Origin of the sequence: Achromobacter sp. MFA1 R4 (assembly GCF_900156745.1) — a bacterium.
Classification (GTDB): Bacteria; Pseudomonadota; Gammaproteobacteria; order Burkholderiales; family Burkholderiaceae_B; genus Achromobacter.
Genome location: NZ_LT707065.1, coordinates 4,119,904 through 4,133,271, shown reverse-complemented (window position 1 = coordinate 4,133,271; position 13,368 = coordinate 4,119,904). Strand labels below are relative to the sequence as shown.

Annotated in this window: 8 protein-coding genes; all 8 read right to left on the bottom strand. The window is 66.9% G+C overall.

Annotated elements, in window-relative coordinates:
- Window positions 1-29: 29 nt before the first annotated feature.
- The gene (locus tag BXA00_RS18915) at window positions 30-1,850 is read right to left on the bottom strand and encodes an SLC13 family permease (protein ID WP_076519985.1); all 1,821 of its coding nucleotides are present in this window, start codon (window positions 1,848-1,850) and stop codon (window positions 30-32) included.
- Between the two features lie 30 nt (window positions 1,851-1,880).
- Window positions 1,881-3,311, bottom strand: a complete 1,431-nt coding sequence (locus BXA00_RS18910) for a basic amino acid/polyamine antiporter (RefSeq protein WP_255376732.1) — start codon at window positions 3,309-3,311, stop codon at window positions 1,881-1,883.
- A 96-nt stretch (window positions 3,312-3,407) separates the two neighbouring features.
- On the bottom strand, window positions 3,408-4,649 hold the full coding sequence (arcA, locus tag BXA00_RS18905) for an arginine deiminase (protein ID WP_076519983.1): 1,242 nt from the start codon (window positions 4,647-4,649) through the stop codon (window positions 3,408-3,410).
- Between the two features lie 16 nt (window positions 4,650-4,665).
- Entirely contained in the window at window positions 4,666-6,087 is a 1,422-nt protein-coding gene (locus BXA00_RS18900; protein ID WP_076519982.1) for a basic amino acid/polyamine antiporter, read from the bottom strand.
- A 96-nt stretch (window positions 6,088-6,183) separates the two neighbouring features.
- Window positions 6,184-7,176 (bottom strand): AI-2E family transporter, encoded by a 993-nt coding sequence (locus BXA00_RS18895; protein WP_076519981.1) that lies wholly within the window; start codon window positions 7,174-7,176, stop codon window positions 6,184-6,186.
- On the bottom strand, window positions 7,173-8,657 hold the full coding sequence (locus BXA00_RS18890) for a carboxylesterase (RefSeq protein WP_076519980.1): 1,485 nt from the start codon (window positions 8,655-8,657) through the stop codon (window positions 7,173-7,175). Before BXA00_RS18890 ends, BXA00_RS18895 begins: the two co-directional genes overlap by 4 nt.
- Complete coding sequence (locus tag BXA00_RS18885; RefSeq protein WP_083714288.1) at window positions 8,654-10,195, bottom strand: efflux transporter outer membrane subunit; 1,542 nt, start codon at window positions 10,193-10,195, stop codon at window positions 8,654-8,656. The genes BXA00_RS18890 and BXA00_RS18885 overlap by 4 nt, the downstream gene beginning before the upstream one ends.
- Window positions 10,192-13,368, bottom strand: coding sequence for a multidrug efflux RND transporter permease subunit (locus BXA00_RS18880; protein WP_076519979.1), 3,177 nt, complete (start codon window positions 13,366-13,368; stop codon window positions 10,192-10,194). The genes BXA00_RS18885 and BXA00_RS18880 overlap by 4 nt, the downstream gene beginning before the upstream one ends.

Below are 13,368 nucleotides of genomic sequence, written 5' to 3'. Positions count from 1 at the left end.
AAGCGCGCCTCTCGGTAGGGATTCCGCCCTCAGGACGGGAACAGGATCGGGATCAGCGTCACGCTGACCACCAGCGAAAACAAGGTCAATGGCGTTCCGACCTTCAGGTAGTCGGCAAAGCCGAAGCCGCCCGCCACGCTGACCAGCGCATTGGACGGCGTTGACACCGGCGACATGAACGCCGCGGACGACGCGATGGCCACGGTCATCGCGAAGGCATAGGGCGACGCGTGCAGGCTTTCGGCGATGCTGATCGCGACGGGCCCCATCAGCACCGCCGTGGCCGTGCCGGAGACGACCATGCCCAGCGTGACCGTCGCCACGAACACCAGGGCAAGCTGCCCGTAGATGCCCCAGTCCCCCGAATAGTGCAACAGGAACTGCGCGGCCAGATCCACGCCGCCGCTGCGCTTGAGCGCCAGCGCGAACGGCAGCATCCCCACGATCAGGATCAGCGCCCGCCAATTGATCGAGCGGTACGCCACGTCCAGCGTCACGCAGCCGAAAAGTCCCATCATGAGGCCGCCGATCAGGCCCGCCATCACGTTGGGCACCCAGTCCGTCAACATCAGGAAAATGACCGTGGCCAGCGACAGCAGCGCATGCAGGGCGCGATTGGGCACGGGCACCAGCGAATCGGCTTCGACCGGCATCGCCAGGCTGACCAGGTCGTGTTCCTCGGCCTGCAGGGAAAAAATGCCGGCCCACGGCCCCACCACCAGCAGCGTATCGCCCACCCGCATCTTGGTGTCCTGCACGTCGCTCAGCGCCTTTGCGCCGCGCCACAGGCCCACGATGAACAGCCCGTGCCGCGCCAGGACGACCGAATCGCGGGCGCTGGCGCCGACCAGCCGCGATTCGGACGGGACGATGACCTCCACCATCCCCACGTCGCGCGCCTGGTCGGTGAAATACACCCCGGACATCGCCAGCCGCTTGAGCACATGTCGGCCGCAGAAGCCGTCGATGTCGAACCCCTCGGCGTCCATGTCCAGCAGCAGGACGTCGCCGGGTTCCACCACGTCATCCGCCGTGGCGCGCATCACCGACCGCGCAAAGCGCGAACTGCGTTCGATGGCGATGACGCGGGCCGCCTTGCCCAGCTCGTCCGCGCAGACGCCAAGGCGCCGCCCGACGAGGTCGGAGTGCTCGCCCACCAGGAGGCGATAGGCCCGGTTCTGCAGGGAGTACTTCGTCGCCCAATCGCCCAGGCTGGGCCGGTTCGCGGCGCGCGGGCCCTGCCCCGCGTCGATCAGCCGCCGGGCAAACAGCATGTAGGCCAGGCCGCCCGCCAGCACCACCACCCCGATCGGCGTGAAATCGAAGAACCCGAAGCCCTCATAGCCCGCATAGCCCAGCGCGCTGTTCAGGACCAGGTTGGGCGTGGTGGCCACCAGCGTCAACATGCCGCTGATGGCGGCCGCCGTGCCCATCGGCATCAGGATGCGCCGGCTGGCCATGCCCGATTTGCGCGCAATTCGCAGCACGATGGGGATGAAAATCGCGACCACGGCGGTGGAACTCATGACCGCGCCCATCGACCCGACCGCGCCCATCACCAGCAGGACCAGCCAGCCTTCGCTCTTGCCGCCATGCCGCAGCAGCAGGTCGCCCACCGCCTGCGCGACGCCGGTGCGCACCAGTCCTTCCCCGACGACGAACAGGCACGCGATCAGGATGATGTTGGGATTGGAAAACCCAGCCAGCGCCTCGCGGTAGGTCACCGTGCCGCTAAAGGGAAGCAAGACCATGACCAGCAGCGCCACGGCGTCCGACCGGGGACGCCCGATGACGAACAGCACGACGGCCGCGCCCAGGATGGTGAGGACTATCGCCAGTTCGCTGCTCATCGCGCTGCTTTTCCCTGTCCTTGTGCGCGCCTAGAACGCGGTGTTGCCCGTGCTGATCGCCCACACCCCGATGCCGCACGAGACCAGCACGAGCAGCAGGATCGGCCATTCGTAAGGGGCAAAAATGTTCCCGCGCTGCTCGCGCCGCGAAATCAGGAAGAGGATCGTGCCCGGCGCGTAGATGACGCAGGAAAGAATGAAATACCGGAAGCCCCCCGAGTACACCAGTCCGGCCGCATAGACCGTGGCCACCACCGCCAACGCCAGTTCCACCTTGCGGCGCCGGGTCCAGCCGTCATAGGTCTCGCCGCGCAGCGCCAGCATCAGCCCGAACGCCGCCACGAAGAAATACGGGATCAGGCTCATGGAACTGGCCATGTTCTTCAGGAGCACGAAGGTGTCCTCGGTGAAGAGCGTGACGATCAGAAAGAGCTGCACGATGCCGTTGCTGAGCCACAGCGCGGCGGCGGGGACGCCGTGGCGGTTCTCGCGGCCCAGGAACGACGGCATGATGCCCGCGCCGGCCGCGGCGCGCAGGACTTCGGCCGCCAGCAGGATCCAGGCCAGGTAGGCGCCCGCCACCGACACCATCAGCCCCACGCTGACCAGCAGGCTGCTCCAGGGACCGACGGCCGCCCTCAGCACGCCGGCCATCGATGGATTGCGCAGCGATGCGATTTCCGCGCGCGGCAAGACCCCATACGACAGCATGGTGACCAGCACCAGCAGCGCAAGCACCAGCAGGAAGCCGACGATGGTGGCGACAGCTACGTCCTCCCGGCGCTTGGCGTAGCGCGAATACACGCTGGCGCCTTCCACGCCCAGGAACACGAACACCGTGACCAGCATGGTGTTGCGAACCTGTTCGAACAGGCTGCCCTTGCCTTCCCCGTCCAGGCCCTCGGCGATGTTGGCGCGCAGGACGTCAAGGTCGACGGCCATGGCCGCGAACACGATGAAGATCGCGATCGGCACGATCTTGGCGATGGTGACCACGGTGTTCATGCCCGCGGCCTGCCGGATGCCGCGCAGGATCAGGAAATGCGTGGACCACAGCAGCACCGAGGAGACCAGCACCGCCGGCACCGTGTCGCCGTCGCCAAAGAATGGCAGCACGGCGCCCAGCGTCCCCTTGAAGATGACGAAGTAGCTGACGTTGCCCAGGCAGGCCGCCGTCCAGTAGCCCAGCGCCGCCAGGAACCCGATATACAGCCCGAAACCGGCCTTGGCATAGGCGAAGATGCCGGCATCCAGGTCCGGCCGGCGGCGCGCCAGGAACTGGAAGACCATCGCCAGCGTCAGCATGCCGGTGCCTGCAATCGCCCAGGCCACCAGGCCGCCTACCGGACCGGTATTGCGGGCAAAGATGCTGGGCAGCGAAAAAATCCCCGCGCCCACCATCGAGCCGACCACCATGGCGGCCAGCGCCATGCGAGAAAGTTTGGCAGTTTCCCCGCTCACGTTGTTCTCCCGAAAGCGATCCGGTTTTTTCGCGTGCGCGCGGCCGCCGCCCCAGGCAGGGCTGCGGCCGCGCGGCCTGCCGCGCGCCCGCCTGCGTCAGGCGGGATCACGCGAGATGGGGCACGTCATGCAGTGCCCGCCCCCGCGACCCCGGCCCAGTTCGGCGCCGACGAAAGTGACGACCTCGATGCCCGCCTTGCGCAGCAGCGTGTTGGTGTACACGTTGCGGTCATAGGCCAGCACCACCCCCGGCGAGATGCAGACCAGGTTGGCGCCGCTGTCCCACTGCGTGCGCTCGCGGACATAGGCGTTGCCGCCCGTCTGGACGACGCGCATTTTCTTGACGCCGAGCGCGCCGCCGATCACGTCGACCAGCGAGCCCTTGTCCTTGTGCAGCTCCAGCGTGCCGGGCTTGCTGCCCGGCCGGTAGGAGAACGCCTGGACGCTGTCGACGATGTCCGGGTACATCAGCACGCAATCGCGGTCCGCGAAGGTCAGCACCGTGTCCAGGTGCATGGCCGCGCGCAGCTTGGGCATGGCGGCCACGATCACCCGGTCCGCCGCCTCTTTCTCGAACAGGGTGGCGGCGAGCTGGCTGATGGCCTGGCGCGAGGTCCGCTCGCTCATGCCGATCATCACCGTGCGGTTGCCGATGGGCATGACGTCCCCGCCTTCCAGCGTGGCCAACCCATGGTCGGCCGTGGGGTCGCCCCACCAGACGTTGACCTTGCCGGCAAAGCGCGGATGGAACTTGTAGATCGACGAGGTCAGGATCGTCTCTTCGTGCCGCGCGGGCCAGTACAGCGGATTGAGGGTCACGCCGCCGTAGATCCAGCAAGTCGTGTCGCGCGTGTACAGCGTGTTGGGCAGCGGCGGCAGCAGGTATTCCGTGACGCCCGCCGCCTCCTTGATCAGCGCAAGCTGCTCGCCGCCGATCGACTCCGGAAACTCCTCGGTCGACAAGCCGCCGATCAGCGTCTCGGCCAGCTTGCGCGGCGGCAGGCCGTCCAGGTAGCTGCGGATCTCGTCGAGCAGCCCCAGGCCCACCTGGTTGGCGACCACCTGGTTGTCCAGGATCCATTTCTTCGCCTCGGGGACCGCGACGGTTTCAGCCAGCAGATTGTGCATTTCCAGGACGTCCACGCCCCGGTCCCGCATCTTGGTCATGAAGTCGAAATGGTCGCGCTTCGCGTTGTCGACCCACATGACGTCATCAAACAGCAGCGCGTCGCAATTGGACGGCGTCAGCCTTTCATGGGCACGTCCCGGCGCGCAGACCATCACCGTGCGCAGTTGCCCGACTTCTGAATGCACTCCAAATTCTTCGGTATCAGCCATGACTAGCTCCCAGACGTTAAATGGTGATCCAGCCGGAGACCAGGCCAACGATGGCGGCCACGGCTCCAATGGATGCCACGATGAAAACGGTCAACTCCCAACCGGTGAAGAATGACCTGCCCTGCTCGCGCCGGGCCCAGAAATACAGGACCGATCCGGGCGCGTACAACAGTGCCGACAGCAGCAGGAACTTCAATCCGCCGGCAAGAATCATGAAGATGGTGTAGATGGCCGCGATGCCGGCCACGATCAGGTCGCGCTTGCGGTCCTTGTCGTCGATATAGGTTTCGCCCCGCTTGGCAAGTAGGTAGCCGAATCCCGCGACCAGCAGGTAAGGCACCAGGGACATGGCGCTGGTCAGGCTAAGCATCAACGCGAAGGCGTCGCGCGACCAGTACGTGCTGATGACGAAGAGCTGCACGATGATGTTGGTCACCCACAGCGCCACGACAGGCACGCCGTTCTTGTTTTCGCGGGCGAACGCGCGCGGCATGTCTTCGTTCTTGGCGGCGGCGTGCATCACTTCGGCGCAGATCAGCGACCAGGCGAGGTACGCGCCCAGCACCGAGATCAGGAGGCCCACGCTCACGAACACCGCGCCCCACGGCCCCACCACGGACTCCAGCACCCCGGCCATCGACGGCTGGCGCAGCGCGGCGATATCGCTCTGCTGCATGGCCGCATACGGCAGCAGCGTCACCAGCACCATCAGCAGCAGCGCGGTGACAAAGCCGATCAGCGTGGCCACGCCCACATCCGACCGCTTGGATGCGAACCGGGAGTAGACGCTCGCCCCTTCGATGCCCAGGAACACGAATACTGTCACCAGCATCGTTCGCCGCACCTGCTCGAACAGGCTGTAGCCGCTCATCTCGCCCCAGAAGTTGATGCGGAAGAGATCGACCTTGAACGCCACGAACAGGACGATGATGAACACCACGATCGGGATGATCTTGGCCACCGTCACCACGGCGTTGATGAACGCCGCCTGCTGCACGCCGCGCAGGATCATGAAGTGGAACAGCCAGATGCCGACGGAGGCGACCGCGATCGCGATCACCGTGTTGCCGTCCCCGAACACCGGGAAAAAGGCGCCCAGCGTGGACTTGATCAGCACCCAGTACGACACGTTGCCGATGCAACTGCCAATCCAGTAGCCAAACGCCGAGAGAAAGCCCAGATAGTCGCCGAACCCCGCCTTGGCGTAGGCGAAGACACCGGCGTCCAGGTCGGGCTTGCGCTCGGCCAGCGACTGGAACACCCGCGCCAGCGTATACATCCCCGCACCCGCGATGATCCATGCGATGACGGCGCCGACCACACCCGTCGCGCCGCCAAAGGTCCTGGGCAGCGAGAAGATCCCGGCGCCGATCATCGACCCCACCACCATGCCCGTCAAGGCGAGCAATCCTAGCTTCTTGGGAGTACTGCTTTCCATCATGCACCTCCAGTAATGAGCAAAGACGTGAGCAGATTGGCCGACGTCCCTTTTTTCTGCCCCGGGACGGAAGGCTGTGACGCAGGTACCGCGCGATCAGGTGTTGGCCGCCCCCCGTTTGAGATTTGCGGTCGCGCCATACACCGTCGTCATGACGATGAGCAGCGGAACGCCGATGAAGGTGCCGGGAATGCCCCACACCAGCCCCCAGAAAAACACCGCAACCATCACCATCAGCGGCGACAGCGAAAACGCGCTGCCGGCAAGCCGGGGTTCGAGATAGCAGCCGTAGACGATCTGAATGCAGTTCAGCACCACCAGCACGGCAATGCTCGTCTGCAGCGATCCATACTGGACGAAGGCAAAGAACGCGGGGAATACCGTGGCCACCAGCGGCCCCAGGAACGGGATGTAGTTCAGCAGGAACGCGAGCCCGCCCCAGGCGGTCGCCAGCTCCAGCCCGGCATAGATGGCGAACAGCCAGACCGTCACGCCGGTCAACACGCTGGCCACCGTGCGGATCACCATGTACCAGCGCAGCTTGCCGGCGACCTCGCGGGCGACCGAGATCCAGCGCCGCGCGCGGGCCTCGCCCATCAGGCGCGTCAGCCGGCCCGGCGCCTCGTCCAGTTCAAACAGGCCCAGCGCAATGAAGACAAACGCCAGGAAGATCATGCCCAGCATGCTGTTGATCCGCAGCGCCACCTCCTGGATCGCGCGCACCAGCCACGACACGTTGAAGCTGTCCTGGAACATCTGGATCGCCATGGCGCCGTGCGGATGCAGCGTCTCGGTCTCCAGCGTGAACAGGTTCTGGAAGCGGGCGGCATTGGCCATGACCCATTGCGCGACCAGGCTGAAGCCCCAGGCCGCCAGCGACAGGAACACCATCGACACGACCAGCGCCACGATCAGCACCAGGATGGCGGCCAGCGGGGCGGGCATTTTGCGGCCCAGGTACTGCCGCAGCGGCGCGACCAGGCAGATCAGGAACAGCGCGAACGTCAGCGGAACGAAGACCGGACTGGCCAGGTACAGCAGGCCCAGCAGCAGGATCGCGAAAATGCCGGACAGTGCAAAAGACGTCATCTTGGAATCACCCCATCAACGCGCCCGACCAGATAGGCATAGAACGGATTGGACGTAAGCCGGGTCAGCGTATCCATGCCGATCACGAAGGCGCCGACCTCGCCGCGCATGGACATGGCGCCCAGGCTGATGCCGAATTCCTCGATGTTCCCCGGGTGGGTGCCGTACAGCGCATCGTCGGTCGGAAAAGGCAGCGCCACGTGCGACAGCGAATAGACCTCGCGCGGGTAGTCCATGCCGATGGCGCGCTCCACGACCTGCGTGGCGTTCGGCTCGATCACGCGTTCGATCATCGCGCTGGACGTGGGACTGGCGTTGGTCACGAAGGTCAGGCGGTAATTGCGCTTTTCGCCGGGTAGCGTGCCGGCCAGCGACCACGCCACGCCGCGCCGGAACAAGGGGCCGAGCTTGGTCGCGCGGTTCAGGTCGAAGAGCACCAGGTCGCTGCCATTGGCGGGCAGGCGGGCATACAGGGCATTGATGAGCGCGCGCGTGCTGACCGTGAAATCCAGCACTGAATGGAACGTGATGATGGGCGGCAGCCGCTCCAGCCCGCCGGATCGCTGCTGCGCGACCAGCCGGTCCTGCAGGGTCTGCGTCAGTTCGAAGGATTGGCGGGCCGCGTGGACCGGAAAGGAGTTGTACTTGAAGGGGTTGAATTCGGGAACGATGCTGAGCCAGGCGGCCTTGGCGAACGCCGGCAGCACGGCGGGCAGCCCGGCCACCCCCGCGAAGCGCGCAAACGACGTGATGCCCACCATCGGCGAGATCAGCACCAGGCGGTCGGGCTTGGCGATGTCGGGGTTATCCAGCGCATCCAGCGTGTGCATCAATGCCAGCGCGCCGCCATTCGAAAACCCCACCAGGTGCAACGGGCGCGGCGCGGGGACGCGGTGGCGCGCCTCGCGCACCGCCAGCCGCGTGGCGGCCGCCCAGTCTTCCCAGTGCGCGTCCGTCAGCCCGCCAGGCACCGTGCCGTGCCCGGGCATCCGGATCGCGATCGCCACGTAGCCGACGGACTGGTAATGGGCGGCGATGTGGCGAAGGCTGTAGGGCGAATCGGTCAGCCCATGCAGCAGGACGGCCACGCCCTGGGGCTCGCCCGCGGGCAGCAGGACGAACGACCGGTTCCAGTCATGGGCGAAATGCTCGGGATACACCTTGGCACCCGCGAAATAGCGGTTGCTGTCCACCTTGTCCTCGGGCAGCAGCTTGTCGCCGACGTTCTGCCGGACCAGCGCGAACAGCTTTTCCTCGTGGGCCAGGTAGTCGGCCCAGGTGCTCTGGTCCAGCCGTTCTGCGTCCATCTCCTGCGGCACGTAGGTGTGCCAGGCCGCCAGCGGCGGGCCCTGCTGCAGGTCGTAAAGGCGAACGCCCATGAGCGTGACGACCACCAGCAATGCCACGGCCACGGCGATGAGCGCCGCCTTTCTGAGCCGCCGCCACAACGGGCGGGGACCGGAAGGCTGGCCGGCGTTCATGGCTGGGCTCCTGCGCCGGGCGGTGGGGCGGCGGGCGCGGGGGGGGCCGTCGTGGGAATGCCGGACGCAGCAGCCTCGCCCGCTGCAGCGCCGCCCGCCGGAGCGCCGGCCGCCACGAACACCTCCGGCTCGTCGTCGCCGCCCCCCAGCGCCACATACAGCGACACCCCGTTCTGAAGCTGCGAGGCCCGCAGCGACAGCATCTGCTGTTCGGCCGTGAACAGCCCGCGGCGGGCGTCGACGACTTCCAGGTAGATCGAGATGCCGTTCATGTAGCGCAACTCGGCGGTCTCGGCCAGCCGCCGCTGGGCCTGGATCGCCGTCTCCTGCGCCACCACCTGCTCCTGGAACCGCTTGCGGTTTTCCAGCGCCGTCGCCACTTCGCTGAACGCGGTCTGCACGGTCTTGCGGTAGGTGGCGACCAGCTCGTCGCGTTGCGCCGTCGCCAGGTCCACGGCCGCCCGCCGCTGTCCGTAGTCGAAGATCGGCCACCCGATCCCCGCGCCGATGTTCCAGATCTGGCTGGGCGAGCTGAACAGGTCGGACAGCTCGGTGGACGCATAGCCGAACGAACCGGTCAGCGCGATGCGCGGGAACAGCGCCGCGCGCGCGGCGCCGATGTTCGCGTTGGCGCTGCGCAGCCGGTTCTCGGCCTGGCGGATGTCGGGCCGGACGATCAGCAGGGTCGACGGCAGGCCCGGATCCAGGGCGTCGAACTGCCCCGCCGCCTCGATGGGCCGGCTGGCCGTCATCTCGTGCTGCAGGTTTTCGCCGACCAGCACCCACAGGCGGTTCCAGTGCGCCGCGGTGGCGCGCTGCCACTCCGCAAGCTGGGTCTGCGCCTGGGTGAGCAGAATGGCGGATTGTTCGAAGTCGACGCGCGAGGTGACGCCGGCGTCCAGCCGGTCCTTCGCGACGCCCAGCGCGTAGCTGCGCGTCTCGACGGTGCGCTGGGCCAGCGCGATGCCCTCTTCGCCCGCCAGGGCGTCGTAATACGTGGAAGCCACGTTCGCGATCAGGGTCAGGCGAAATGCGCGCCTGCCCTCCACGGTTGCCAGGTATTGCTGCAGCGCCGATGCGGTCAGGTTGCGCACCCGCCCCCAGAAGTCCAGTTCAAACGACGAGACCATCACCTGCGCGCTGAACTGATTGAACTGCACCGTCTGCCGGCTGCCCGCCAGCGCCGGATCCAGGATGGTGAGCGGCGCCTGGTTGCGCGAGGCCGCCGCCCCGGCGTCGAGCTGCGGCAGCTGGTTGGCGCGCTCGATGCGGTAGAAGGCGCGCGCCTGCTCGATCCGCGCCGTGGCGGCGGCCAGGTCCTGGTTCAGCTCCAGGGACCGCGCGATCAGGCGCTTGAGCTGGTCATCGCCGAAGAACTGCTGCCAGGTCACGTCCTGGGCGGCCACGGCATCCGCTGGCACCTCGCCCGGGAACGTGGGCAGCGTCGCGACCTCCGGCCGGCGATGCTCCGGCGCCATGTTGCAGGCCGACAGCCCCAGGCCCAGCAAGGCCGCCGCGGCGATGCGGGCCGGCTTCATGGGTTCTCTCCCTGTTCTCCGGTCTTGGCCGGTCCCGCCGGCGGGACCTTGGGCACGTCCGCGCGGCGTCCCGACCAGCGCCTGGCAACCATGTAGAACAGCGGCGTGAAGAACACACCGAACAGCGTCGCAGTCAGCATGCTGCCCATCACGCTGGTGCCCACCGCCTGCCGGCTGGCCGCGCCCGCGCCGGTGGCCAGCACCAGCGGCAGCATGCCCAGCACGAACGTGACGCTGGTCATGATGATGGGACGCAGGCGCTGGCGGGCGGCGTCGATCACCGCCTCTTTCCGGTCGCGGCCTTCCAGCTCTTCCTTGAGGGCGAACTCCACGATCAGGATGCCGTTCTTGGCGGCCAGGCCGATGATGGTGACCAGCCCGATGTTGAAATAGATGTCCGCCGACATGCCGCGCCCCAGCGTGAACGCGGCCGCGCCCAGAATCCCGAAGGGCAGGATGAGCAGCACGGACACCGGCACGGACCAGCTCTCGTACAGCGCCGACAGCAGCAGGAACACCACGACCAGCGACAGCGCCAGCAGCAGCGCCACCTGGTTGCCCGCCTGCTGCTCTTCGAATGCCGTGCCGGTCCATTCGTAGGTGATGCCCTGCGGCAGGACGCGCTCGGCAATGGCCTCCATCTCGGCCAGCGCCACGCCGCTGGAGCGGCCGGCGGCGGCTTCGCCCGAAATCGTGATGGACGGAAAGCCGTTGTAGCGTTCGAGCTGTTGCGGGCCGTCGATCCAGCGCATGCGCGAGAACGCCGAAAACGGCACCATTTCGCCCCGGTTGTTGGGAAGCTGCAGGGCCGAGATGTCCTGCGGCAGCATCCGCTGGTCGGCTTCGGCCTGGATGAAGACGCGCTGCACGGAACCGTCGTGCAGGAAATCGTTGACATAGTTGGAGCCGAAAGCAAGGGTCAGCGCCTGGTTGACCTGCGCCACCTGCAGGCCCAGCGCGCGGGCGTGCACGCGGTCGATCTCCACGTACAGGCGCGGCCCCGGCGGCATGCCGTCCAGCCGCACGCCTGTCAGCACGGGGCTGGCCGCGGCGGCCGCGATCATCGCCGCGCCGGTGGCGGCCAGGCCCGCGCCGCCCTGCGCCGTGCGGTCCTGCACCTTCATCGAGAACCCCGACGCATTGCCCATCGACGGAATGGGCGGCGGGTTCAAGGCAAAAATCATGGCCTGCGGAATCGACCGGAAGGCCAGGTTGCTGCGCCCCACCAGCGCGTCGACCGCCTCGCTGCGATCGGTGCGCTCGCTCCACGGATACAGGTCCACGAACGACAGCGCCGCCGTCTGCCCCTGCCCGAAGAAGTTGAAGCCCACCACCGACGCCACGTTGCGCACGGCGCGTTGCTCGCGCAGCATGCTTTCGGCCTGCTGCACCGCCACTTCCGTTTGGTCGGCCGTGGTGCCGGGCGCGCCGGTGTACGACACGAAGAAATACCCCTGGTCCTCCAGCGGCAGGTAGCCGCCCGGCAGGCGCGAAAACAGAAAGACCGTCAGCCCGCAGACGCCCAGAAAGATCAGCATCCAGCGCAGCGGCCGCAGCAGCATGTACTCGACCGCCCGCACGTACTGGCGCGTCATCGCGTCAAAGCCCGCATTGAATTTGTCGAATACCCATTGCTTCGCCTTGGACACGCGTCCCTTGGGCGGCGCGTCGTCCTTGAGCTTGAGCAGCGTGGCGCACAGCGCGGCGCCCAGCGACAACGCCAGCACGGTGGACACGACAATGGCCACCGACAGCGTGATGGAGAACTGGCGGTAGATGGCGCCGCTGGAACCGGGAAACATGGCCATCGGCACGAACACCGCCACCAGGACCAGCGTGCTGGCGATGATCGGCCCCCACACCTGCCCGACCGCCTTGCGCGTCGCCTCGGGCGCCGACAGTTTTTCGTCCTGCATGATGCGGGCGACGTTTTCCGACACCACGATGGCGTCGTCGTTCAGCACCCCGATCGCCACCACCATGCCAAAGAGCGACAGCAGGTTGATGGACGCGCCGAAAAGAAACAGGCCGGCGCAGGTGCCCACCAGCGCGATCGGCACGATCAGGGTCGGGATCAGCGTGCTCCGCCAGCTCTGCAGGAACAGGAACACCATCGCCGTCACCAGCAGCAGCGCCTCGACCATCGTGACCAGCACGGAGCTGATGGACGTCGTGATGAAGGGGGTCGTGTCAAACGGCACCGTCCAGCCGACCCCGGCCGGGAACACGGTCTCCAGTTCCGTCATGCGCTGGCGCACCTGGCGCGCGACGTCCAGCGCGTTGGCGTCGTTGGCAAGCTGGATGGCGATGCCCGCGGCCTCCTTGCCGTTGACGCTGAGCCGGAAGTTGTAGCTTTCGTTGCCCAATTCCACCCGCGCCACGTCGCCCAGCCGCACCAGCGAGCCGTCGTTGTTGACGCGCAGGATCACCTGCCGGAACTGCTCGGGGGTCGAGAACCGGCTCTGCGCGACGATCTGGGCGTTGAAATCCGCCCCCAGGGCCAGCGGCAGGTCGCCCAGCGACCCGCCGATGGTCTGCGCGTTCTGTTCCTGCACCGCGCGCATCGCGTCGCTGGCCGACATCTGGAAGCTGGCCAGCCTGCGCTCGTCCAGCCAGATCCGCATGGCGTAGGACGAGCCGAAAAGCTGCACGTCGCCCACGCCCGGGATGCGGCGCAGTTCATTGAGGATATTGTTCGAGGCAAAGTTGCCCATCTGGACCGCGCTGACGTCGCCGGTCTCCGATTGCAGCGCCAGCAGCATCAGAAAGCCGGACGACGCCTTGGTGACCGCCACGCCCAGTTGGCGGACTTCCTGCGGCAAGCGCGGCTCGACCCGGCTCAACCGGTCCTGCACCTGGCTGCGCGCCACGTCCAGGTCGGTGCCGGGCTTGAGCGTCACCGTGATCTGCGAGGTCCCGTTGGCGCGGCTGACCGACGCCATATAGAGGAAGTTGTCGACCCCGTTCATTTCCTCTTCGATGATCGACGTGACCGTGCGGTCGATGGTGGTGGTGTCCGCCCCCCGGAAGGTCGACTGGATCGTGATCGACGGCGGCGCGATGTTCGGATACTGCTCGACCGGCAACAGCACCAGCGAGATCACGCCGAACAGCAGGACGAACAGCCCCACCACCCAGGCAAACACCGGCCGCGCCACAAAGAATGAGCCCAT

Excerpts from the sequence above, each read along its gene's own strand:
- BXA00_RS18885 (WP_083714288.1), bottom strand. The coding sequence starts at position 10,195 with ATGAAGCCGGCCCGCATCGCCGCGGCGGCCTTGCTGGGCCTGGGGCTG.
- BXA00_RS18915 (WP_076519985.1), bottom strand. The coding sequence starts at position 1,850 with ATGAGCAGCGAACTGGCGATAGTCCTCACCATCCTGGGCGCGGCCGTC.
- BXA00_RS18900 (WP_076519982.1), bottom strand. The coding sequence starts at position 6,087 with ATGGAAAGCAGTACTCCCAAGAAGCTAGGATTGCTCGCCTTGACGGGC.
- BXA00_RS18895 (WP_076519981.1), bottom strand. The coding sequence starts at position 7,176 with ATGACGTCTTTTGCACTGTCCGGCATTTTCGCGATCCTGCTGCTGGGC.
- BXA00_RS18880 (WP_076519979.1), bottom strand. The coding sequence starts at position 13,368 with ATGGGCTCATTCTTTGTGGCGCGGCCGGTGTTTGCCTGGGTGGTGGGG.
- arcA (WP_076519983.1), bottom strand. The coding sequence starts at position 4,649 with ATGGCTGATACCGAAGAATTTGGAGTGCATTCAGAAGTCGGGCAACTG.
- BXA00_RS18890 (WP_076519980.1), bottom strand. The coding sequence starts at position 8,657 with ATGAACGCCGGCCAGCCTTCCGGTCCCCGCCCGTTGTGGCGGCGGCTC.